Annotated in this window: 25 protein-coding genes; 23 read left to right on the top strand and 2 right to left on the bottom strand. The window is 64.5% G+C overall.

Features of this window, described 5'->3' with window-relative positions:
• Positions 1 to 547: 547 nt before the first annotated feature.
• Genes GGD66_RS05765 through GGD66_RS05665 form a run of 21 tightly spaced genes read left to right on the top strand, consistent with a single transcriptional unit; the run spans position 548 to position 19,716 of the window.
• A complete protein-coding gene (locus tag GGD66_RS05765) occupies positions 548 to 913 on the top strand; it encodes an NADH-quinone oxidoreductase subunit A (RefSeq protein WP_018320139.1) in 366 nt (121 codons plus the stop codon).
• Complete coding sequence (locus GGD66_RS05760) at positions 904 to 1,491, top strand: NADH-quinone oxidoreductase subunit B family protein (protein WP_026202310.1); 588 nt, start codon at positions 904 to 906, stop codon at positions 1,489 to 1,491. Before GGD66_RS05765 ends, GGD66_RS05760 begins: the two co-directional genes overlap by 10 nt.
• Positions 1,492 to 1,502: 11 nt before the next feature.
• Positions 1,503 to 2,117: an NADH-quinone oxidoreductase subunit C gene (locus GGD66_RS05755; RefSeq protein WP_183231717.1), complete on the top strand. Its 615-nt coding sequence runs from the start codon at positions 1,503 to 1,505 to the stop codon at positions 2,115 to 2,117.
• A gap of 2 nt (positions 2,118 to 2,119) precedes the next feature.
• Positions 2,120 to 3,316, top strand: coding sequence for an NADH-quinone oxidoreductase subunit D (locus GGD66_RS05750; RefSeq protein ID WP_018320142.1), 1,197 nt, complete (start codon positions 2,120 to 2,122; stop codon positions 3,314 to 3,316).
• Positions 3,316 to 4,281, top strand: coding sequence for an FkbM family methyltransferase (locus tag GGD66_RS05745; protein ID WP_092257325.1), 966 nt, complete (start codon positions 3,316 to 3,318; stop codon positions 4,279 to 4,281). The genes GGD66_RS05750 and GGD66_RS05745 overlap by 1 nt, the downstream gene beginning before the upstream one ends.
• A gap of 12 nt (positions 4,282 to 4,293) precedes the next feature.
• On the top strand, positions 4,294 to 4,905 hold the full coding sequence (nuoE, locus tag GGD66_RS05740) for an NADH-quinone oxidoreductase subunit NuoE (RefSeq protein ID WP_018320144.1): 612 nt from the start codon (positions 4,294 to 4,296) through the stop codon (positions 4,903 to 4,905).
• Positions 4,905 to 5,111 (top strand): hypothetical protein, encoded by a 207-nt coding sequence (locus tag GGD66_RS05735; protein WP_092257322.1) that lies wholly within the window; start codon positions 4,905 to 4,907, stop codon positions 5,109 to 5,111. Before nuoE ends, GGD66_RS05735 begins: the two co-directional genes overlap by 1 nt.
• A gap of 15 nt (positions 5,112 to 5,126) precedes the next feature.
• Positions 5,127 to 6,452, top strand: coding sequence for an NADH-quinone oxidoreductase subunit NuoF (gene nuoF, locus GGD66_RS05730; protein WP_018320146.1), 1,326 nt, complete (start codon positions 5,127 to 5,129; stop codon positions 6,450 to 6,452).
• Between the two features lie 5 nt (positions 6,453 to 6,457).
• Positions 6,458 to 8,533 carry an NADH-quinone oxidoreductase subunit NuoG gene (gene nuoG, locus GGD66_RS05725; protein WP_092257316.1) on the top strand — a complete coding sequence of 692 codons (2,076 nt, stop codon included), beginning with the start codon at positions 6,458 to 6,460 and terminating at the stop codon, positions 8,531 to 8,533.
• 10 nt (positions 8,534 to 8,543) lie between these two features.
• Positions 8,544 to 9,611, top strand: coding sequence for an NADH-quinone oxidoreductase subunit NuoH (gene nuoH, locus GGD66_RS05720; RefSeq protein WP_092257313.1), 1,068 nt, complete (start codon positions 8,544 to 8,546; stop codon positions 9,609 to 9,611).
• Positions 9,612 to 9,619: 8 nt separating this feature from the next.
• Positions 9,620 to 10,114: an NADH-quinone oxidoreductase subunit NuoI gene (gene nuoI / locus GGD66_RS05715; RefSeq protein ID WP_191093171.1), complete on the top strand. Its 495-nt coding sequence runs from the start codon at positions 9,620 to 9,622 to the stop codon at positions 10,112 to 10,114.
• Between the two features lie 9 nt (positions 10,115 to 10,123).
• Entirely contained in the window at positions 10,124 to 10,762 is a 639-nt protein-coding gene (locus tag GGD66_RS05710; RefSeq protein ID WP_018320150.1) for an NADH-quinone oxidoreductase subunit J, read from the top strand.
• Positions 10,759 to 11,067: an NADH-quinone oxidoreductase subunit NuoK gene (nuoK, locus tag GGD66_RS05705; protein ID WP_008547737.1), complete on the top strand. Its 309-nt coding sequence runs from the start codon at positions 10,759 to 10,761 to the stop codon at positions 11,065 to 11,067. Before GGD66_RS05710 ends, nuoK begins: the two co-directional genes overlap by 4 nt.
• An 8-nt stretch (positions 11,068 to 11,075) precedes the next feature.
• Entirely contained in the window at positions 11,076 to 13,172 is a 2,097-nt protein-coding gene (gene nuoL, locus GGD66_RS05700) for an NADH-quinone oxidoreductase subunit L (RefSeq protein ID WP_183257061.1), read from the top strand.
• The gene (locus tag GGD66_RS05695; RefSeq protein ID WP_179738791.1) at positions 13,173 to 14,681 is read left to right on the top strand and encodes an NADH-quinone oxidoreductase subunit M; all 1,509 of its coding nucleotides are present in this window, start codon (positions 13,173 to 13,175) and stop codon (positions 14,679 to 14,681) included.
• Positions 14,682 to 14,703: 22 nt separating this feature from the next.
• A complete protein-coding gene (gene nuoN, locus GGD66_RS05690) occupies positions 14,704 to 16,140 on the top strand; it encodes an NADH-quinone oxidoreductase subunit NuoN (RefSeq protein WP_092257304.1) in 1,437 nt (478 codons plus the stop codon).
• 1 nt (position 16,141) lies between these two features.
• Complete coding sequence (locus GGD66_RS05685) at positions 16,142 to 16,948, top strand: biotin--[acetyl-CoA-carboxylase] ligase (RefSeq protein WP_183257060.1); 807 nt, start codon at positions 16,142 to 16,144, stop codon at positions 16,946 to 16,948.
• Complete coding sequence (locus GGD66_RS05680; RefSeq protein WP_018320155.1) at positions 16,948 to 18,618, top strand: ribonuclease J; 1,671 nt, start codon at positions 16,948 to 16,950, stop codon at positions 18,616 to 18,618. The genes GGD66_RS05685 and GGD66_RS05680 overlap by 1 nt, the downstream gene beginning before the upstream one ends.
• 13 nt (positions 18,619 to 18,631) lie before the next feature.
• A complete protein-coding gene (mce, locus tag GGD66_RS05675) occupies positions 18,632 to 19,036 on the top strand; it encodes a methylmalonyl-CoA epimerase (protein ID WP_018320156.1) in 405 nt (134 codons plus the stop codon).
• A gap of 9 nt (positions 19,037 to 19,045) precedes the next feature.
• Positions 19,046 to 19,321 (top strand): DUF1467 family protein, encoded by a 276-nt coding sequence (locus GGD66_RS05670; RefSeq protein ID WP_018320157.1) that lies wholly within the window; start codon positions 19,046 to 19,048, stop codon positions 19,319 to 19,321.
• A 47-nt stretch (positions 19,322 to 19,368) separates the two neighbouring features.
• Positions 19,369 to 19,716, top strand: coding sequence for a hypothetical protein (locus tag GGD66_RS05665; RefSeq protein ID WP_028141470.1), 348 nt, complete (start codon positions 19,369 to 19,371; stop codon positions 19,714 to 19,716).
• 90 nt (positions 19,717 to 19,806) lie between these two features.
• Here the strand turns inward: GGD66_RS05665 and GGD66_RS05660 are convergent, their stop codons facing one another.
• Both GGD66_RS05660 and GGD66_RS05655 read right to left on the bottom strand, forming a co-directional pair.
• On the bottom strand, positions 19,807 to 20,070 hold the full coding sequence (locus tag GGD66_RS05660; RefSeq protein WP_183231712.1) for a GlsB/YeaQ/YmgE family stress response membrane protein: 264 nt from the start codon (positions 20,068 to 20,070) through the stop codon (positions 19,807 to 19,809).
• A gap of 32 nt (positions 20,071 to 20,102) precedes the next feature.
• A complete protein-coding gene (locus GGD66_RS05655) occupies positions 20,103 to 20,552 on the bottom strand; it encodes a YidB family protein (protein WP_018320159.1) in 450 nt (149 codons plus the stop codon).
• Between GGD66_RS05655 and GGD66_RS05650 the strand changes: the two genes are divergently transcribed.
• Together GGD66_RS05650 and mtnK are read left to right on the top strand one after the other, a co-directional pair.
• Positions 20,530 to 20,787: a hypothetical protein gene (locus tag GGD66_RS05650; RefSeq protein ID WP_183257167.1), complete on the top strand. Its 258-nt coding sequence runs from the start codon at positions 20,530 to 20,532 to the stop codon at positions 20,785 to 20,787. The two genes, GGD66_RS05655 and GGD66_RS05650, sit on opposite strands and share 23 nt — an antisense overlap.
• 35 nt (positions 20,788 to 20,822) lie before the next feature.
• Positions 20,823 to 22,112 (top strand): S-methyl-5-thioribose kinase, encoded by a 1,290-nt coding sequence (mtnK, locus tag GGD66_RS05645; RefSeq protein WP_183257059.1) that lies wholly within the window; start codon positions 20,823 to 20,825, stop codon positions 22,110 to 22,112.
• Positions 22,113 to 22,317: the final 205 nt, after the last annotated feature.

Here is a 22,317-nt window from a genome sequence, read left to right as displayed (position 1 = left end):
ATCTGGCGCCGCCGCTCTTCCTCACGAGATAGATGAGCTCCCGGGCTATGCCCCCCAGCCCGAAGCTCATCCGAGCGCGGCGCGCGCGACGGCCCAGGATGTCGCCGTCGCCGCGCTCGCGGCTGGACCCCGGCCGGACTGCAATATATCGCCTGAGGCGGGGCTCGCCCCCCGCGCGATGCATGGCTCGTGCCTGCCTTGCCTGTGGATAGGCTGCTCGGAGCGGCTGCGGGCTTGGTGGGTGGGAATGCGGCCGACCAGCGGCAATCGTCGTTTTAATGTGTATTTTGCCGCGCCGCGGCCTACATAAAGTGGGCCTTCCCAAACAGCAGACGCCACGGCCGCGGGCCCGAACCGCCCTTGCTGGCCCTGACGATCTGCTCCATACCAACGCGGGGTGATTCCGGGATTTTCACCGTTCTGGGGGCGGCAAAGGGCCTGAAAAGAGCGTGTCTTGCGCCCATTGGTGCACTGCGCTAAGGCTCAGAATAATTCCAAATCGGACGAATCCGTGGCTGTCCCGAGGCTGCGGGAAAAAGGGCTCGCCATGAGCGGCATTCTGCAGAACTACCTTCCACTCGTCGTCTTTATAGGGGTAGCGGGCCTCATTGGCCTCGTGCTGCTGATCGCGCCCTTCGTCGTGGCGTTCCAGCAGCCGGACCCGGAAAAGCTGTCGGCGTATGAGTGCGGTTTCAACGCCTTCGACGACGCGCGCATGAAGTTCGACGTCCGCTTCTATCTGGTCGCCATTCTCTTCATCATCTTCGATCTCGAGGTGGCGTTCCTGTTTCCCTGGGCGGTGGCGTTCGGCAAGCTTGGCGCGACCGGCTTCTGGTCCATGGTGGTGTTCCTCGCCGTGCTGACGGTCGGGTTCGCCTATGAATGGAAGAAGGGAGCACTCGAATGGGATTGAACCCCGTGTCGTCCACAGGTCCGGCTATCGCGCCGGCCCCCAAGGGCATCCTGGATCCGTCGACCGGCCGGCCGGTCGGGGCCAATGATCCGTTCTTTCTCGAGGTCAATTCCGAGCTGTCCGACAAGGGCTTCTTCGTGGCTGCGACCGACGACCTCATCACCTGGGCCCGCACCGGCTCCTTGATGTGGATGACCTTCGGTCTCGCCTGTTGCGCGGTCGAGATGATGCAGGTGTCGATGCCGCGCTACGACGTCGAGCGCTTCGGCTTCGCGCCGCGTGCCTCGCCGCGCCAGTCCGACGTGATGATCGTCGCCGGCACGCTGACCAACAAGATGGCGCCTGCGCTGCGCAAGGTCTACGACCAGATGCCCGAGCCGCGCTACGTCATCTCGATGGGCTCCTGCGCCAACGGCGGCGGCTACTATCACTATTCCTACTCGGTCGTGCGCGGCTGCGACCGCATCGTGCCGATCGACATCTATGTGCCGGGCTGCCCGCCCACGGCGGAAGCGCTGCTTTACGGCGTGCTGCTGCTGCAGAAGAAGATCCGGCGCACCGGCACCATCGAACGCTAAGGTTTTACGTCATGGACGACGCCAAGCTCGACGCACTGGGGCAGACGATCGTTAGCGCGCTTCCGGGCGCCGCCATCGGTCATTCGGTGGCCTTCAACCAGCTCACGGTTGATGTCGAGGCCAGCAAGATCGTCGAGGTGGTCAAGTACCTCCGCGACGATCCGAACTGTCGCTTCGTCAACTTCACCGACATCACGGCCGCGGACTATCCCTCGCGCGAGAAGCGCTTCGACGTGATTTATCACTTCCTGTCACCGACCCTGAACGCGCGGATCCGCCTCAAGGCCCAGGCCGACGAGACCACCCAGGTGCCGTCGCTGATTGAATTGTTCCCCGGCGCCGACTGGTTCGAGCGCGAGGCCTACGACCTCTACGGCGTGTTCTTCGTCGGCCATCCCGACATGCGCCGCATCCTCACCGATTACGGGTTCGAGGGCCATCCGCTGCGCAAGGACTTCCCGACCACGGGTTTCGTCGAGGTCCGCTACGACGACCAGGAGAAGCGGGTGGTGTACGAGCCCGTCCGGCTCAACCAGGAATTCCGCAAGTTCGACTTTTTGTCTCCGTGGGAGGGGGCCGATTATCCGGTGCTTCCGGGGGATGAAAAAGCGGGACCGAAGGTCTGATCATGAACGAGCAACCTGAAAATCTCCGCAACTTCACCATCAATTTCGGTCCGCAACATCCGGCCGCGCACGGCGTGCTGCGTCTGGTGCTGGAGCTGGACGGCGAAGTCGTCGCGCGCGTCGATCCGCATATCGGCCTGCTTCACCGCGGCACCGAGAAGCTGATCGAGCAGAAGACCTACCTCCAGGCGATCCCGTATTTCGACCGGCTCGACTACGTCGCGCCGATGAACCAGGAACACGCCTTCTGCATGGCGGCCGAAAAGCTGCTCGGCATCGAGGTGCCGCGCCGCGGCCAGCTGATCCGCGTGCTCTATTGCGAGATCGGCCGCATCCTGTCGCATCTGCTCAACGTCACCACGCAGGCGATGGACGTCGGCGCGCTGACCCCGCCGCTGTGGGGCTTCGAAGAGCGCGAGAAGCTGATGGTGTTCTACGAGCGCGCCTCGGGCAGCCGCATGCATGCGGCTTACTTCCGCGTCGGTGGCGTGCATCAGGATTTGCCGCAGAAGCTGGTCGACGACATCGAGGCCTGGTGCGATCCGTTCCTGAAAGTCGTGGACGATCTCGACCGCCTGCTCACCGCCAACCGCATCTTCAAGCAGCGCAACGTCGACATCGGCGTGGTGCCGCTGAAGGAGGCCTGGGAGTGGGGCTTCTCGGGCGTGATGGTGCGCGGCTCGGGCGCGGCCTGGGACCTGCGCAAGTCGCAGCCCTATGAATGCTATGCCGAGATGGATTTCGACATTCCGATCGGCAAGAACGGCGACTGCTACGACCGTTATCTGATCCGCATGGAAGAGATGCGTCAGTCCATCCGCATCATGAAGCAGTGCATCCAGAAGCTGAACGCGCCCGACGGGAAGGGCCCCGTTGTCGTCGCCGACAACAAGGTTGCGCCGCCGCGCCGTGGCGAGATGAAGCGCTCGATGGAAGCGCTGATCCACCACTTCAAGCTCTACACCGAAGGCGTTCACGTGCCGGCCGGCGAAGTCTACGCCGCGGTCGAGGCGCCCAAGGGCGAGTTCGGCGTCTATCTGATCTCCGACGGCACCAACAAGCCGTACAAGTGCAAGATCCGCGCGCCGGGCTTTGCGCATCTGCAGGCGATGGATCACATCTGCCGCGGCCATCTGCTCGCCGACGTCTCGGCGATCCTCGGCTCGCTCGACATCGTGTTCGGAGAGGTCGATCGGTGATGGGGCAGCAGGCGCCAATCCAGTTTGACCGCGCCTCAGGGGCCCTTGAAGGGGCCAACCTGTGGGAGCGGACGGCTGCCTTGGCGCTGGTGACGGGATCGAAGATCTCCTCGCACTTCTCGCATATGGGCTACATCGCCTGCGCGAATTTGCTGCGGAAGACGCTGCCCGAGCGGAACATCGCGATCAGGCTCAATCCCGACGCCGTGTTCGAGTTCCCTTACGGCGACGGCTATTGGAGCAAGCTGCTCAACCGCTCCTACAACTACGAAGACGAGCTCGAGCTGCTGTTCGCCGATAGCGTCGACGTCGACTACACGTTGCTCGATTGCGGTGCCAATTACGGCTACTGGTCGGTGCTGGTGTCGAGCAAGCCGTTCGGCTCGCACAAGGCGATCGCGATCGAGCCGTCGGGGCAGAACTATCCGAAGCTCGCCAACAACGCCCGCGTCAACGGCAATCGCTTCGAGACCATGAAATGCGCGATCGGCGCCACCCGCGGCACCGCGCGTCTCTCAGGCACCAAGCACGAGGCCTTCAGCATCGCCGGCGATCCCTCCGCGGGCGGTGAGGACGTGCCGGTCATCGCACTCGACAATCTGATCGAGGACGGCAAGGTGGCAAGCGCCGGCAAATACCTGATCAAGCTCGACGTCGAGGGCGTCGAGATCGAGGCGATCAAGGGCGGCGCGCGTCTGCTCCAGGCCGACAGCGTCATCATGTGCGAGGAGCACGGCAGCGACCGCTCTCATGCAGTGTCGCGCTTCATCCTCGAACAGACCCCGCTGAAGCTGATCGTGTTCGATCCGCGCAGCAACCGGATGGAGACCGTGACCGAGCTGTCGATCCTCGACCGCATCAAGGTCTCGACCCATGTCGGCTACAACGTTTTCGGCACCGCAAGCGCATTTTGGCAGGACAGGATCGAAGCCCTGAATGCGAAAACAGCGCGCCGCATGCAGTGAGAGATTGAAGAGATGTCCGTTCGCCGATTAGCACCGAAGGAAGTCCAGCCCGCGAGCTTTGCGTTCACGGAGGAGAACCTCGCATTCGCCAAGCAGCAGATCGCGAAATATCCGGCGGGACGTCAGGCCTCCGCCGTCATCGCCATCCTCTGGCGGGCCCAGGAGCAGCACGACGGCTGGGTCTCGGAAGCCGCGATCCGCGTCATCGCCGACATGCTCGACATGCCCTACATCCGCGTGCTGGAGGTGGCGACCTTCTACACCATGTTCCAGCTCGCCCCCGTCGGCAAGAAGGCCCATGTCCAGGTTTGCGGCACCACGCCGTGCCGGCTGCGCGGCGCCGAGGATCTGATCCACGTCTGCGAGCACCGCATCCATCACGAGCCCTTCCATCTCTCCAAGGACGGCAATTTCAGCTGGGAAGAGGTCGAGTGCCTGGGCGCCTGCGTGAACGCGCCGATGGTGCTGATCGGCAAGGACACTTATGAGGACCTGACCAAGGAAAGCTTCGGCAAGGTGCTCGACGGTTTCGCCTCGGGCAATCCGCCCAAGCCCGGTCCGCAGAACGGCCGCCAGTTTTCGGCGCCGATCACCGGGCCGACCACGCTGAAGGAGAGCACCTGATGGGTGATCTCTCGCAGCCTTCCGTGCAGGAGAGCGATGCCATGAAAAAGTGGGGCTTCATCGCGTTGCACGCCGCCGTGGCGGCCGCTTTCATTTTCCTGCTGCAGCGTTTCGGCCTGAACGCGTCGCTGGAATCCAGTCTGCTCTGGGCGCTGACCTTCGCCGTCTGCGCCGCCGGACTTGCCTACAAGCAGACCATTCGTTGATCGGAAAGCACTGATATGCTCGAGGACAAGGACCGCATCTTCAAGAACCTCTACGGCCTCCACGATTGGGGGCTCGAGGGTGCGCGGCGCCGCGGCGCCTGGGATGGCACCAAGAACATCATCGACAAGGGCCGCGACTGGATCATCAATGAGATGAAGGCGTCAGGCCTGCGCGGCCGCGGCGGCGCCGGCTTCCCGACCGGTTTGAAATGGTCGTTCATGCCGAAGGAATCGACCGACGGCCGGCCGAGCTATCTCGTCGTCAACGCCGACGAATCCGAGCCCGGCACCTGCAAGGATCGTGAGATCATGCGGCACGATCCGCATCTCCTGATCGAGGGCTGCCTGATCGCGAGCTGCGCGATGAACGCGCATGCCTGCTACATCTATGTCCGCGGCGAGTTCATCCGCGAGCGCGAGCACCTGCAGGCCGCGATCGACCAGGCCTATGAAGCCAAGCTGGTCGGCAAGGACAACGTCAACGGCTGGCCGTTCGACATCTACGTCGCCCACGGCGCCGGCGCCTATATCTGCGGCGAAGAGACCGCGCTGCTCGAAAGCCTCGAAGGCAAGAAGGGCCAGCCGCGCCTGAAGCCGCCGTTCCCGGCCAATGTCGGCTTGTTCGGCTGTCCGACCACCGTCAACAACGTCGAGTCCATCGCGGTCGCGCCGGACATCCTGCGCCGCGGCGCGGCCTGGTTCGCCGGCATCGGTCGTCCGAACAATGTCGGCACCAAGCTCTTCTGCATCTCCGGCCATGTCGAGCGGCCCTGCAACGTCGAAGAGGCCATGGGCATCCCGTTCCGTGAGCTGATCGACAAGCATTGCGGCGGCATCCGCGGCGGCTGGGACAACCTCAAGGCCGTGATCCCCGGCGGTTCGTCGGTGCGCATGGTGCCGGCCGAGCAGATCATCGACACGCCGATGGATTTCGACAGCCTGAGCAAGCTGCGCTCGGGCCTCGGCACCGCGGCCGTGATCGTGATGGACAAGTCCACCGACCTGATCCGCGCCATTGCCCGCATCTCCTATTTCTACAAGCACGAGAGCTGCGGCCAGTGCACGCCGTGCCGCGAGGGTACGGGCTGGATGTGGCGCGTGCTCACCCGCATGGCCGAAGGCCGCGCCCACAAGCGCGAGATCGACATGCTGCTCGAAGTCACCAAGCAGGTCGAAGGCCACACCATCTGCGCGCTCGGCGATGCCGCGGCATGGCCGATCCAGGGCCTGATCGCGCATTTCCGTCACGAGATCGAAGCGCGCATCGACCAGTATTCGCATAAGGCCGATGTCGACGATATCGGCGTCCGCGATCCCGTGAACATGGTCGCGGCGGAGTAAGAAGAATGACCAAGCTCATCATCGACGGCAAAGAGATCGATGTCCCCGCCGAGTACACGCTGCTTCAGGCGTGCGAGGCGGCCGGCGCCGAGATTCCGCGCTTCTGCTATCACGAGCGGCTGTCGATCGCCGGCAATTGCCGGATGTGCCTCGTCGAGGTGAAGGGCGGCCCGAAGCCGGTCGCGAGCTGCGCCTGGGGCGTGCGCGATTGTCGTCCGGGCCCCAAGGGCGAGCCGCCGGAGATCTCGACGCGTTCGCCGATGGTGAAGAAGGCACGCGAAGGCGTGATGGAGTTCCTTCTGATCAACCATCCGCTGGATTGCCCGATCTGCGACCAGGGCGGCGAGTGCGACCTGCAGGACCAGGCGATGGGCTATGGTGTCGACACCAGCCGCTTCGCCGAGAACAAGCGCGCGGTCGAGGACAAATATCTCGGTGCGCTGGTCAAGACCTCGATGAACCGCTGCATCCAGTGCACGCGCTGCGTCCGCTTCTCGGCGGAAGTCGCAGGCGCCCCCGAGATGGGCGCGACGGGGCGCGGCGAGGACATGGAGATCACGACCTATCTCGAGCACGCGCTGACCTCGGAGCTTCAAGGTAATCTCGTCGACATCTGCCCGGTCGGCGCGCTGACCTCGAAGCCTTATGCCTTTGCGGCGCGTCCCTGGGAGCTGGGCAAGACCCAGTCGATCGACGTGATGGACGGCGTCGGGTCGGCGATCCGCGTCGACACCCGCGGCCGCGAAGTCATGCGCGTGCTGCCGCGCATCAACGAGGCCGTCAACGAGGAGTGGATCTCCGACAAGACCCGCCACGTCGTCGACGGCCTGCGCACCCAGCGCCTGGACCGGCCCTACATCCGCGAGGCCGGCAAGCTGCGCGCGGCGAGCTGGACCGAGGCTTTCGCCGCGATCGCCGCCAAGGCAGCACGCACCGACGGCAAGCGCATCGGCGCGATCGCCGGCGACCTCGCCGGCGTCGAGGAGATGTTCGCGCTGAAGGATCTTCTCGCCAAGTACGGCTCGGGCAATCTGGCGGTGCAGGGCGGCGACGCCTTTGACCCCGCGCTCGGTCGCGGCTCCTACATCTTCAACCCGACGCTGGCGGGTGTGGAGCAGGCGGATGCGCTGCTCATCATCGGCGCGAACCCGCGGAAAGAGGCGGCCGTATTCAACGCCCGCATCCGCAAGCGCTGGCGTGCCGGCGGCTTCAAGGTCGGCGTGATCGGCCCGAAGGTCGATCTGACCTACGACTATGACCATCTCGGCGCGGGCACCGATACGCTCGGTGAGCTCGCGGCCGGCAAGCACTCGTTCATGGACGTGCTGAAGAACGCCAAGAATCCGATCATCCTGGTCGGCGCGGGCGCGGCCTCGCGTCACGACGGCGCCGCCATTCTCGCCGCCGCCGCCAAGCTCGCGCTCGATGTCGGTGCGGTCAAGGACGGCTGGAACGGCTTTGGCGTGCTGCACGAGAGCGCTTCGCGCGTCGGCGCGCTCGATATCGGCTTCTCCGCAACCGGCGGGGGCCTGAACGCCGCGCAGATGACGACGTTCGGCACGCTGGACTTGCTGTTCCTGCTCGGCGCCGACGAGATCAACGCGCCTGATGGTACCTTCGTTGTCTATATCGGCACCCATGGCGACCGCGGCGCGCATCGCGCCGACGTGATCCTGCCGGCGGCTGCCTATACCGAGAAGTCCGCGATCTACGTCAACACCGAAGGCCGCGTGCAGATGACGGGCCGCGCCGCGTTCCCGCCGGGCGAAGCCCGCGAGGACTGGGCGATCGTCCGCGCGCTGTCGGAGGCGCTCGGCAAGAAGCTCGGCTATGACTCGCTGGCCGCCTTGCGCCAGGCGATCTTCAAGGCCGTGCCGCACCTGATCCGCCTCGACCAGATCGAGCCCGGCTCGGCCGACCAGATCAAAAAGCTGGCGGGGAAGGGCGGTTCGCCCGAGAAGGCGCCGTTCAAGCCGCTGGTCGAGGACTTCTATTTGACCAACCCAATCGCGCGTGCGTCCGCCGTAATGGCGGAATGTTCGCGCCTCGCCTCCGGGCACATGCTGACCGCAGCGGAGTGAGCGTGATCTGATGGAATTCTTCGAAAGCGCATTCTGGACCGGGTTCCTCTGGCCGCTGATCATCATGGTCGCGCAGAGCGTCCTGGTGCTCGTCGTCCTGCTCGTGGCGATCGCCTACATCCTGCTCGCCGACCGCAAGATCTGGGCGGCGGTGCAGATCCGGCGCGGCCCGAACGTGGTCGGCCCCTGGGGCCTGCTGCAATCCTTCGCCGACCTTCTGAAGTTCGTGCTGAAGGAGCCGATCATTCCGGCCGGCGCCAACAAGGGCGTGTTCCTGCTGGCCCCGCTGGTGTCGTGCGTGCTCGCGCTCGCCGCCTGGGCGGTGATCCCGACCAATCTCGGCTGGGCGATCTCCGACATCAATGTCGGCATCCTCTTCATCTTCGCGATCTCGTCGCTGTCGATCTACGGCATCATCATGGCCGGCTGGTCGTCGAACTCGAAATACCCGTTCCTGGCCGCGCTGCGCTCGGCGGCGCAGATGGTGTCTTATGAAGTCTCGATCGGCTTCGTCATCATCACCGTGCTGCTCTGCGCCGGCACGCTGAACCTGTCGGCCGTGGTCGAGGCCCAGCATGTCCGCGGGCTCGCCAGCCTGATCGGACTGCCGCAGCTCACCATCCTGAACTGGTACGTCTGGCCGCTGTTCCCGATGTTCGTGGTGTTCTACGTCTCGGCGCTGGCGGAGACCAACCGCCCGCCGTTCGACCTCGTGGAAGCCGAATCCGAGCTCGTCGCCGGCTTCATGGTCGAGTACGGCTCGACGCCGTATCTGCTGTTCATGCTCGGCGAGTATGTCGCGATCGTCACGATGTGCGCGATGGCGACGATCCTGTTCCTCGGAGGCTGGCTGCCGCCGGTCGACCTGCCGCCCTTCAACTGGGTGCCGGGGATCATCTGGTTCTCGCTCAAAGTCTTCTTCATGTTCTTCCTGTTCGCGATGGCAAAGGCGATCGTGCCGCGCTACCGCTACGATCAATTGATGCGCCTCGGCTGGAAGGTGTTCCTGCCGCTGTCGCTGGCGATGGTGATCGTGGTGGCCGGCGTGCTGCATTTCGCCGGCATCGCGCCGAAGTGAGGGCCGTCATGGGTATCAACGTCAACGCCACTGCACGCTCGCTTCTGCTGTCGGAATTCGTCTCGGCGTTCTTCCTCGCCATGCGCTATTTCTTCCAGCCGAAGCCGACCCTGAACTATCCGTTCGAGAAGGGCCCGATCTCGCCGCGCTTCCGCGGCGAGCATGCGCTGCGCCGCTATCCGAACGGCGAAGAGCGCTGCATCGCCTGCAAGCTGTGCGAAGCCGTCTGCCCGGCACAGGCCATCACCATCGAGGCCGGCCCGCGCCGCAACGACGGCACCCGCCGCACCGTGCGCTACGACATCGACATGGTGAAGTGCATCTATTGCGGCCTCTGCCAGGAGGCCTGCCCGGTCGACGCCATCGTCGAAGGTCCGAACTTCGAGTTCGCGACCGAGACCCGCGAGGAACTGTTCTATGACAAGGCCAAGCTGCTCGCCAACGGCGACCGCTGGGAACGCGAGATCGCGAAAGCGATCGAGCTCGACGCGCCGTACCGGTGAGGTGAGGGCATGATCCTTCCCGCGCTGTTCTTCTATCTCTTCGCCGGCGTCTGTGTCGCCTCGGCCGTGATGGTGATTGTCTCGCGCAATCCCGTGCACTCCGTGCTGTACCTGATCCTGGCCTTCGTCAACGCCTCCGGCCTGTTCGTGCTGATGGGCGCCGAATTCCTGGCGATGATCCTGATCGTCGTCTATGTCGGCGCCGTCGCGGTGCTGTTCCTGTTCGTGATCATGATGCTCGACGTGGACTTCACCGAGCTGCGCGAGGGCTTCATCGAGTACCTGCCGGTCGGCCTGGTGATCGGCGGCATCTTCCTGTTCGAGCTGCTGCTCACCGTCGGCTTCTGGGTCATCAACCCCGGCGTCGCCAAGACGATCACGGCGGCGATCCCGGCCAACGTATCGAACACCGAGGCGCTCGGGCTGGTGCTCTATACGAAGTACATCCACTACTTCCAGCTCTCGGGCATGGTGCTGCTGGTCGCCATGATCGGCGCCATCGTGCTGACGCTGCGGCACAAGGCGAGCGTGAAGCGGCAGGACATCAACGTTCAGAACGCGCGCACGCCCGATATGGCGATGGCGATGCGCAAGGTGGCGCCGGGGCAGGGGCTCCAGGACTCTGACGCGGCGGAGTGGGTGAAATGACGATCGGGCTCGGACACTATCTGGCGGTCGGCGCGATCCTGTTCACGCTCGGCATCCTCGGCATCTTCCTGAACCGCAAGAACATCATCGTCATCCTGATGTCGATCGAGCTGATCCTGCTCTCGGTCAACATCAACCTCGTCGCGTTCTCGACCTTCCTCGGCGACATCGTCGGCCAGGTCTTCGCGCTTCTGGTGCTCACCGTCGCTGCCGCTGAAGCCGCGATCGGTCTCGCCATCCTGGTGGTCTATTTCCGCAACCGCGGCTCGATCGCGGTTGAGGACGTCAATCTGATGAAGGGCTGAGCTCAGTCATGGTTCAGGCAATTGTCTTTCTGCCTCTGCTGGGCGCCATTCTGGCTGGCCTGATCGCGCTGTTCGGCGCGCATGCCCGCAACCCGTCGGGCGACGAGGTCGAGCATCATGGCGACCACGGCCACGCGCACGCCCATGCGTCCGATACGATCAACGAGGATGCGTCCGTCATCCACGAGAGCCATCACGACGACGCCCACGATGATCACGGCCACGGCCCGACCGAGCCGGCCGCGGCAGGGTCGCGCGGTGCCGAGCTGATCACCACCGCGTTGCTGTTCGTCTCGGCCGCGCTGTCCTGGATGACGCTGGTCGATGTCGGCTTCATGCACCACGACATCAGGGTCCAGCTGCTGCCCTGGATCTTCTCCGGCGATCTTCAGGTCTGGTGGACCTTGCGGGTCGACACGCTCACCGCCGTGATGCTGGTGGTGGTGACGACCGTGTCCTCGCTCGTGCACCTCTATTCCATCGGCTACATGGACGAGGACCCGAACCGGCCGCGCTTCTTCGGCTATCTCAGCCTGTTCACCTTCGCCATGCTGATGCTGGTGACGGCGGACAACCTTGTGCAGCTGTTCTTCGGCTGGGAAGGCGTGGGTCTGGCGAGCTATCTGCTGATCGGATTCTGGTACCAGAAGCCGTCGGCGAATGCGGCGGCGATCAAGGCCTTCGTGGTCAACCGCGTCGGCGACTTTGGTTTCGCGCTCGGCATCTTCGCGATCTTCATGCTGACCAGCTCGACCGATTTCGAGACGATCTTCCATGCCGCGCCCGGCCTCACCGGCAAGACCATCAACTTCCTCGGCTGGCACGCCGATGCGCTGACCCTGACCTGCCTGTTGCTGTTCATGGGCGCGATGGGCAAGTCGGCGCAGTTCCTGCTGCACACCTGGTTGCCGGACGCGATGGAAGGCCCGACGCCTGTGTCGGCGCTGATCCACGCCGCGACCATGGTCACCGCCGGCGTCTTCATGGTGGCGCGCCTGTCGCCGCTGTTCGAGCTCGCCCCGAATGCGCAGGCCGTCGTGATGTTCTTCGGCGCGACCACCGCGTTCTTCGCCGCGACCATCGGCCTCGTGCAGAACGACATCAAGCGCATCGTCGCCTATTCGACCTGTTCGCAGCTCGGCTACATGTTCGTGGCGATGGGAGCAGGGGCCTATTCGGTCGGCATGTTCCATCTGTTCACGCACGCCTTCTTCAAGGCGCTGTTGTTCTTGGGCTCCGGCTCGGTGATCTACGCGATGCACCACGAGCAGGACATCCGCAACATGGGCGGGCTCTGGAAGAAGATCCCCTACACCTATGCGGTGATGGTGGTCGGCACGCTGGCGCTCACCGGATTCCCGCTCACCGCCGGCTACTTCTCCAAGGACGCGATCATCGAGTCCGCCTACGCCTCGCACATTCCATTTGCGATGTACGGCTTCCTGATGACGGTCGTCGCCGCCGGCCTGACCTCGTTCTACTCCTGGCGCCTGATCTTCAAGACCTTCCATGGCGAGCCGCATGACGAGCATCACTATGAGGCCGCGCATGAGGCTCCGATCTGGATGCTGATCCCGATCGGCGTGCTCGCAGTCGGCTCCATCGTCGCCGGTTTCCCGTTCAAGGAGCTGTTCGCCGGTCACGGCATCGAGGAGTTCTTCCGCGAATCCGTGAAGATGAACCCGCAGATCATCGAGGAGATGCACCACATCCCCGAGACCATCGCCTTCCTGCCGACGGTGATGATGGTGCTGGGCTTCCTCGTCTCGTACCTGTTCTACATCCGCCGGCCGTACATCCCTGTGCAGCTCGCTAAAGAGCAGCCGATGCTGTACCAGTTCCTGCTCAACAAATGGTACTTCGACGAGCTCTACGACATCATCTTCGTCCGTCCGGCGAAGTGGATCGGCTATCAGCTCTGGAAGAAGGGCGACGGCTTCATCATCGACGGCCTCGGTCCCGACGGCGTCTCGGCTCGCGTCCTGGACGTCACCCGCAACGTCGTGAAGATCCAGACCGGCTATCTCTATCACTACGCATTCGCCATGCTGATCGGCGCCGCCGGCCTGATCACCTGGTTCATGTTCGGCTTTGGAGGCCAGTAAATGACAACCTGGCCCATCCTATCGGTCACGACGTTCCTGCCGCTGGTCGGCGCGCTGATCGTCTATCTCAGCCGCGGCGATGACGAGGCGGCCAAGCGCAACTCGCGCTGGATCGCGCTCTGGACCACGCTGATCACCTTCGCGGTGTCGGTGATCCTGGTCATGCGGTTCGACCCGGCCAATCCCGACTTCCAGTTCGTCGAGAAGGCAAACTGGCTCGCCACCGGCATCACCTACCACATGGGCGTCGACGGCATCTCGCTGCCGCTGGTGATCCTCACCACCGCCGTGATGCCGTTCTGCATCATCGCGAGCTGGAAGGCGATCACCAACCGCGTCCGCGAATACATGATGGCGTTCCTGATCCTGGAAACGCTGATGGTCGGCACCTTCTCGGCGCTCGATCTCGTGCTGTTCTACCTGTTCTTCGAAGGCGGCCTGATCCCGATGTTCCTGATCATCGGCGTCTGGGGCGGTCCGCGCCGGGTCTACGCATCGTTCAAGTTCTTCCTTTACACGCTGCTCGGCTCGGTCCTGATGCTGCTCGCCATCATGGCGCTGTACTGGAACGGCGGCACCACCGACATTCCGACGCTGATGCACACTGCCGTGCCGCGGTCGCTGCAGACCTGGGCCTGGCTCGCCTTCTTCGCTTCCTTCGCGGTGAAGATGCCGATGTGGCCGGTGCACACCTGGCTCCCCGACGCGCACGTCGAAGCGCCGACGGCGGGCTCCGTGGTCCTCGCCGCGATCCTGCTGAAGATGGGCGGCTACGGCTTCCTGCGTTTCTCGCTGCCGATGTTCCCGCTGGCCTCGCACGACTTCGCGCCGCTGATCTTCACACTCTCGGCCATCGCCATCATCTACACCTCGCTGGTGGCCCTGATGCAGGAGGACATGAAGAAGCTGATCGCGTACTCCTCGGTCGCGCATATGGGCTTCGTCACCATGGGCATCTTCGCCGGCACCATGCAGGGCGTCGCCGGCGGCATGTTCCAGATGATCTCGCACGGCATCGTCTCCGGGGCGCTGTTCCTCTGCGTCGGCGTCGTCTACGACCGCCTGCACACCCGCGAGATCGCGGCCTATGGCGGCCTCGTCAACCGGATGCCGCTCTACGCGCTGACCTTCATGGTCTTCACCATGGCCAATGTCGGTCTGCCCGGCACATCAGGCTTCGTCGGCGAGTTCATGACGTTGCTCGGCACCTTCAAGGTCTCGATCCCGACCGCGTTCTTCGCCACTTTCGGCGTGATCCTCTCGGCCGGCTACGCGCTGTGGCTCTACCGCAAGGTCGTGTTCGGGGCGCTGGTCAAGCCATCGCTGGCGAGCATGAAGGATCTCACCTTCCGGGAGTGCCTGACGCTGTTCCCGATGATCGCGCTGACGATCCTGTTCGGCGTCTATCCGAAGCCGGTGCTCGACATGTCGGCCGCTTCGGTCCAGCAACTCGTCAACAACTACAACACCGCTGTGACGGCCGTGAAGGCCGCCGCACTGCTCCAGTGATCGGGCAGGTCAGGATATCGCCATGAGCTTTGAGACTGCAGGTTATCAACTGGCGCCGGTGCTGCCCGAGATCGTGCTCGCGGTCGGCGCCATGGCTCTGCTGATGCTGGGCGCCTATCGCGGGCAGGGGACGACCGGTGCCGTCACCTCGCTGGCGGTCGTGCTCCTGGTCGTGGTCGGCGTGCTCGAATACATGCTGCCCGCGGGCAAGCAGGTGACCTTCGGCGGCAGCTTCATCGTCGACGACTTCGCCCGCTTCATGAAGATCCTGGCCCTGATCGGCTCGGCGGTGACGCTGGTGCTGTCGACCGAATTCCTGTCCGACCCGTCGCGCCGGATCTTCGAATACGCCATCCTGGTGCTGCTCTCGACGCTCGGCATGATGGTGCTGATCTCGGCCGGCGACCTGATCTCGCTCTATCTCGGCCTCGAACTGATGTCGCTGGCGCTCTATGTCGTCGCGGCCTCGAACCGCGACAACGCCAAGTCGACCGAAGCCGGCCTGAAGTATTTCGTGCTCGGCGCACTGTCCTCGGGCATGCTGCTGTACGGCGCCTCGCTGATCTACGGCTTCACTGGCACGGTCAGCTTCACCGGCATCGCGGCGGCCGCGACGATCTCGAATGTCGGCCTCGTCTTCGGTCTGGTCTTCCTGCTCGTCGGCCTCTGCTTCAAGGTTTCGGCCGTGCCGTTCCACATGTGGACGCCTGATGTGTATGAGGGCGCGCCGACCCCGGTCACTGCCTTCTTCGCGTCGGCGCCCAAGGTCGCCGCGCTTGCCGTGTTCACCCGCGTCACGCTCACCGCTTTCCCGGGCATCGTCTCGCAGTGGCAGCAGATCCTGGTGTTCGTGGCGATCGCCTCGATGGCGCTCGGCTCCTTCGCCGCGATCGGCCAGAGCAACATCAAGCGCCTGATGGCCTATTCCTCGATCGGCCACATGGGTTTCGCGCTGGTCGGCCTTGCCTCCGGCACCGTCGAGGGCGCGCAAGGCGTCCTGATGTACATCGTGATCTATGTCGCGATGACGCTGGGCTCGTTCTCGATCATCCTCGCCATGCGCCGCAACGGCCAGGCGGTCGAGCAGATCAGCGATTTCGCCGGCCTGTCGCGCACCAATCCGCTGCTCGCCTTCATGTTCGCGATGCTGCTGTTCTCGCTCGCGGGCATTCCGCCGCTCGCCGGCTTCTTTGCCAAATGGTACGTCTTCGTCGCCGCCATCAAGGCGAACCTGTTCACGCTCGCGGTCGTCGGCGTGCTGACCAGCGTGGTCGGCGCCTACTACTACCTCGCCATCGTCAAGACGATGTATTTCGACGAGCCGGCCGGCCAGGTCGATCCGGTGCGCGTCGAGGTGAAGACGGTGCTGGCGGTTTTCGGCCTGTTCAACATCCTGTTCGCGCTGTTCGCAGGTCCCGTGGTGAGCGTCGCCTCCGCCGCGGCAAAGTCGCTGTTCTAGGATGAATTTCGCGCTCGGTCCTCGCGCATCGTCCGCGGGCTACAGGCTCGCGGCGTTCGAGCGGACCGGCTCGACCAATACCGAGGCGATCGAACGTGCGAGGGCCGGAGAGCTCGGCCCGATGTGGTTCGTCACGTCGGAGCAGACCGCCGGCCGCGGCCGCCGTCAACGCGCCTGGATCGCGCCCCGCGGCAATCTCGCCGCCAGCATCCTCGAGGTCATAGACGTCGCGCCGGCCGTCGCCGCCACCCTCGGCTTTGCCGCCGGGCTGGCCGAGGAGGCCGCGCTGGAGAAGGTCAGCCTCGAGGCCGCAATCCGCCTCGGCCCTGATCGTCCGCGCTACGCCCTGAAATGGCCGAACGACGTCTTGGCCGGGGGCAAGAAGCTCGTCGGCATCGGCCTCGAAGCCGAAGCCATCGGCGACCGCCTTGCCGTCGTCGTCGGCATCGGCACCAATGTCGTTGCAGCGCCCGAGGGCGTGCCGACGCCCGCGGTGTCGTTGGCGGCGCTCGGGGTGCAGATCAGTGCCGAGGAGCTGTTCTCGGCACTATCCGACGCCTGGGTCGAGTTCCGCGGCATCTGGGACAATGGAAGCGGCTTTGCCGAGATCCGCAAGCTGTGGCTGGAGCGCGCCGCCGGCCTCGGCGAGCGGGTCGCAATCCACACGGGGACGATGACGCTGGAAGGCATTTTTGACACCATCGACGACACCGGCTGCCTGATCGTCCGTACCGCGGAGGGCCGCCGGGTACCGGTCGCCGCGGGTGAGGTGTTCTTCGGCTCGGCCGCCTCCGTGGGAGCTGCGTGATGGCCAAGCCCGACGAACTGGTGTTTGCGCCGCTCGGCGGTGTCGGCGAGATCGGCATGAACCTGTCGATCTACGGCCTCGGCAACCGCCAGCAGCGCGCCTGGATGGCGGTCGATCTCGGCGTCTCCTTCGGAGACGAAGAGCATCTGCCGGGCATCGACCTGATCATGCCCGACATCAGCTTCCTGGAGAAGGAGCGCAAGAACTTGATGGGCCTGGTGCTGACCCACGCCCATGAGGACCATTTCGGCGCCATCATCGATCTCTGGCCGAAGCTGAAATGCCCGATCTATGCGACGCAGTTCAGTGCTGCGCTGTTCGAGGCCAAATGTGCCGCCGAGCGCAACGCGCCGAAGATCCCGGTGACGGTGGTGCCGTCCGGGGGCCGCGTCGACGTCGGCCCGTTCAATGTCGAGTTCATCCCCGTCGCGCATTCGATTCCGGAGGCGCATGCGCTGGCGATCCACACCGAAGCCGGCACGGTGCTGCACACCGGCGACTGGAAGATCGACCCGACCCCGACGCTTGGCGCGCCCACCGACGAGAAGCGGCTGCGCGAGCTCGGTGAGGAAGGCGTGCTCGCCTTGATCGGCGATTCCACCAACGCGGTGCGCGACGGCCGTTCGCCCTCGGAAGCCGAGGTCGCCCGCACCATCATCGACCTGGTGAAATCGGCCAAGGGCCGCGTCGCGGTCACGACCTTCGCCTCCAACGTCGCGCGCATCAAGGCCGTCGCTGCCGCTGCCAGGGCCGCCGACCGCGAGGTCGTCGTGGTTGGCCGCGCCATGGAGCGCGTGGTGCAGGTCGCGCGCGAATGCGGCTATCTCGATGGCGTGCAGAATTTCCGCTCGCCCGAGGTTTACGGCCATCTGCCGCAGGACAAGGTGCTGGCGCTGTGCACCGGCAGCCAGGGCGAGCCGCGCGCGGCGCTGGCGCGCATCGCCAATGACGACCATCCCGAGATCACGCTCAACCGCGGCGACAGCGTCATCTTTTCCTCGCGGACCATCCCGGGCAACGAGAAGGCGGTCGGTTCGATCATCAACAACCTCGTGCTGCAGGGCGTCGAGATCATCACCGACCGCGACCATCTGGTCCACGTCTCCGGCCATCCCCGCCGCGACGAATTGCGCGACATGATTGGCTGGGTGAAGCCGCAGCTCCTGATCCCCGTCCACGGCGAGGCGCTGCACCTGAACGAGCACGCCAAGCTCGCGCGCGCCGCCGGCGTGCCGCGCGTGCTGGTGGTCCGCAACGGCGACCTGATCAAGCTCGGCCCGGGTGATCCCGGCATCATTGGCGAAGTGCCTTCCGGCCGCCTCTACAAGGACGGCACGATCCTGGAGGACTCCAAGTCCCGCGCCGTGGTCGAGCGGCGGCGCATGGCGTTTTCCGGCTGTGCCTTCGTCGCCATTGCCATGACCGAGCAGGGCGAGCTGGCCGACGATCCCGAGGTCGATCTGGTCGGCATCCCCGAGAAGAACAGGGCAGGCGAGCCCTTCGACGACCTCGTCTTCGATGCCGTGGTCTCCACCATCGAGGGCCTGCCGAAGGCGCGCCGCCGCGACCCCGACGCATTGGGCGAGTCGGTGCGACGTGCTGTCCGGGCCGTGATCAACGAACATTGGGGCAAAAAGCCCCCCTGTCTGGTACACGTACTGACAGTGTAAGGGGAGAAGACACATGCTGGGCCGGCTCAACCATGTCGCGATCGCGACCAAGGACGCCGTCAAGGCCGCCAGGATCTATGGCGCCGCGTTCGGCGCTCAGATCTCGGAAGCCGTGCCGCTGCCCGAGCACGGCGTCATCACCGTGTTCGCGACGCTGCCCAACACCAAGATCGAATTCATCGAACCGCTCGGCGAGGCCTCGCCGATCGCAAAATTCGTCGAGCGTAACCCCGACGGCGGCATCCACCATGTCTGCTACGAGGTCGTCGACATCATCGCCTCGCGCGACACGCTGGTGAAGGAGGGCGCGCGGGTGCTCGGCGACGGCGTGCCGAAGATCGGCGCCCATGGCAAGCCGGTGCTGTTCCTGCACCCGAAGGATTTTTCCGGCGCGCTGGTCGAGATCGAGCAGGCATAAGGCCGAACCATGGCCATCCAGATCTCAACCGCGATCGCAATCTACTTCGTCATCTGGTGGGTCGCGCTGTTCCTGACGCTGCCGTTCGGCGTACGCAGCCAGCACGAGGATGGCGTCGGGGCGCCCGGCACCGACCCCGGTGCGCCGATCCTGACGCGGATGGGCCGCAAGCTGATCTGGACCACCATCATCTCGGCGATCATCTACGGCCTCGGCATGGTCGCCTATCACGCCGGCTATCTCTCGATCGAGCGCCTGTCGAAATTGATGGGAATGCCTTTCTAGACGTTCTTGCTAGACGTTTTTGCTGACGACATTGTTTGGGGGACCGAATGACTTTTCAGAGGATCGTCATTGCACTTCTGGTGCTGATCGTCGCCGGCATCGGTGCCATCGGCTATTTCGAATGGCGGATGGCCGCGCAGGTGCGCACCCTGAAGGCGTTCGTCGAGGGCTATGTCTTCAACGAGGCGGTGATGGCCTGCGAGCAGGCCAAAAGCTCGACGCCGTTCAAATGGAACGGAGGCAAGAGCACCTCGGTGATCGGCTTGAACTCGGCCAAGCTCGACAAATACACGGTCAGCGCCAGCTACACGCTGGTGGCGGACAGCGTCTATTGCGATTACGATCCGATCAAAAGAAAGGCCGAGATCGGGTCGAGCTTCCTGGAGCGGGAGTAACGATCCGGCGCTGGCAGGCATGAGCGCGCCGCCGCCTGCTCGATGCGGCGCGAGTTCGCGCACGCCCGATCAGCCGCTCGCGCAGGCGGGCTAGATCGCTCGGCGTTGTCGGCCGGCGAAGAGCCCGTAGACGAACAGCACGATGATCGCGCCGACGACCGCACCGATCAGTCCGGCACCTTCCTCGGCACGATACCATCCGAGCGCCTGTCCGAGGTAAGTCGCAACGAAGGCGCCGACGATCCCCAAGATGGTCGTCAGGATGAAGCCGGACGGCTCGTTGTCGCCAGGCATGATGAACTTGGCGATCACGCCGGCGACGAAGCCGATGATGATTGTCCAGAGAATACCCATTTCCACACCTCTTCCAGGTTAAGCGGCAACAGCTATGCCTCAGGCAGACGTCCGTCCGGCGTGTACTTGTCGACCGCCGAGGGCAATTCCCGGGATAGCCTTGTGAGGATCTCGTCTTGCGAGAGTCCCGTCTGCTGTTCGAGCTTCTCCAGAACGTCGGAGCCGATCGCATTCCTCAGCTCAGGCGACGAGATCTCCTTGTTGGGTCCGGGCTTCACCCATGAATCGGCGACCTCGCCCTGGCCGTTCTGGTTGAACCGCTCCAGGAGCTCGCCAATGCCGCCATTGAGCAGGCCCCCGATCCCGCCCGCGCCGAGCATGCCGCCGAGATTACCAAGCACTCCCCCAGGCGGCTGCTGACCGCCCGCGGATGAGCCGCCGGTCGCACCTTTCAGCAGCTCTGCCAACTTGTCGCGGTTCTGATAGCCGGCCATGGCCAGCATCGCCAGAAGGGCAGTCATGGAGGGCATTCCGCGGCTCATCGCTAACTCCTTCAAAATCTCAGACACGCAAAACTGCCTCAGCCCGCTTGTGTTCCAAAAATCGGCAAATGGTGGGCTCGCGACGTCCGGCTTGGTCGTCCGACACGAAGAACTTTCGGTGCAACTGGTCCCGGGGTGTGCCGGCGATACACGGGTGGCGGACCGCTTTGATTGCGATTACGATCCGACCAAAAGAATGGCCGGGATCGCCCAAGCTTGCCAGAAGCGGGAGTAACGACCAGGCCATGCCAAGCATGGGGTGGGATCGTCATGACCGGGGACCGGGCGGGGGACTATCGAATTCTGCATGAAGCGGCGCTGCGGGATTATCTCGCAGGCCTTCCCGATATCGCCGCACTCCTCGGCGGCGAGCCGGCCTCATGGGAGATTACCGAGGTCGGCGACGGCAATCTCAATCTCGTCTTCATCATGAAGGGCGGGCGCGGCGGCGTCGCCGTCAAGCAGGCGCTGCCTTATGTCCGCCTCGTCGGCGAAAGCTGGCCGCTGCCGCTGTCGCGGGCCCATTACGAATATCTGGCTCTGTCCCGACAGGCCCAGCTCGCGCCCGGCCTCGTGCCGGCTTTGCTGCATCACAACGAGGCCCTGGCGCTGACGGTGATGGAGCTGCTCGAACCCCACATCATCATGCGCAAGGGGCTGGTTGCGGGAACGCAATATCCGGGCTTCGTCGGTGACATCACCACCTTCATGGCGCGAACGCTGTTCTTCACCTCCGACCTCGCGCTGTCCGCGGCCGAGAAGAAGGAGGGCATTGCGGCCTTCGCCGGCAATCATGCGCTCTGCAAGATCACCGAGGATCTGATCTTCACCGATCCCTACCGCATCGCCGAGCAAAACCGCTGGACTGCGCCGTATCTCGATGCGCTCGCTGCAAGCCTGCGCGATGACATGGAGCTGCATGTCGCGATCTCCCGGCTGAAGCTGAAGTTCATGGCAAGCCCCGAGGCGCTGCTCCACGGCGACCTCCACACCGGCTCGATCATGGTGACGGGCAAACAGACGCGGGTGATCGATCCGGAATTCGCATTCTATGGCCCGATGGGGTTCGACGTCGGCGCCGTGCTGGCCAACCTTGTGATGGCCTATTTTGCCTCCGCCGGCCACGAGCGCGCACCGGGCGAGCGGGCCGCGTTCGAGGCCTGGGTGCTGGAGACGATCGAGCAGGTCTGGAACGAGTTCGCCGGCAAATTCCTCGACCTCTGGCGGGCGAATGGCACTGGCGATGCCTATCCGGTCTCACTCTTTGCCGGCGCGCAGGGCGCTGCGCGCCTGGAGGCCGAGCGGCAGGTCTACATGCAACGCCTGTTCGCCGACACCGTCGGCTTCGCGGCCGCTAAGACCATCCGCCGCATCTTCGGCCTCGCCCACAACATCGATTTCGAGTTGATCGAAGATCCGAAAAAGCGCGCCGTCAGCGAAGCCCGCGCGGTGCGGCTCGCACGGGCGATGATGGTGGAGACGGAGACGTTTCGGACGATTAGCGATGTGACGGGTGCGGCGCGAAAACTGCGGGACTGGAAGCCCGAGCTAACGGGTTGAGAGAGTTCATGGCGAGGAGCGCGCCTCCGCGCTCGCAATGACAAAGCGGTGCAACAGGCGCAAATGTTTCATCGTCACCCTGAGGTGCCGGAGCGTAGCGAAGGCCTCGAAGGGCGACAGCCCGGCTGCATCGCGGCCGTTCATCCTTCGAGGCTCAGCACGCGCTGCGTTCGCATCGCATGCTTCGCACCTCAGGATGACGGTC

Source organism: Bradyrhizobium sp. CIR48 (assembly GCF_014198315.1).
Taxonomy (GTDB): domain Bacteria; phylum Pseudomonadota; class Alphaproteobacteria; order Rhizobiales; family Xanthobacteraceae; genus Bradyrhizobium.
This window is presented reverse-complemented; position numbering and strand designations above follow the sequence as displayed.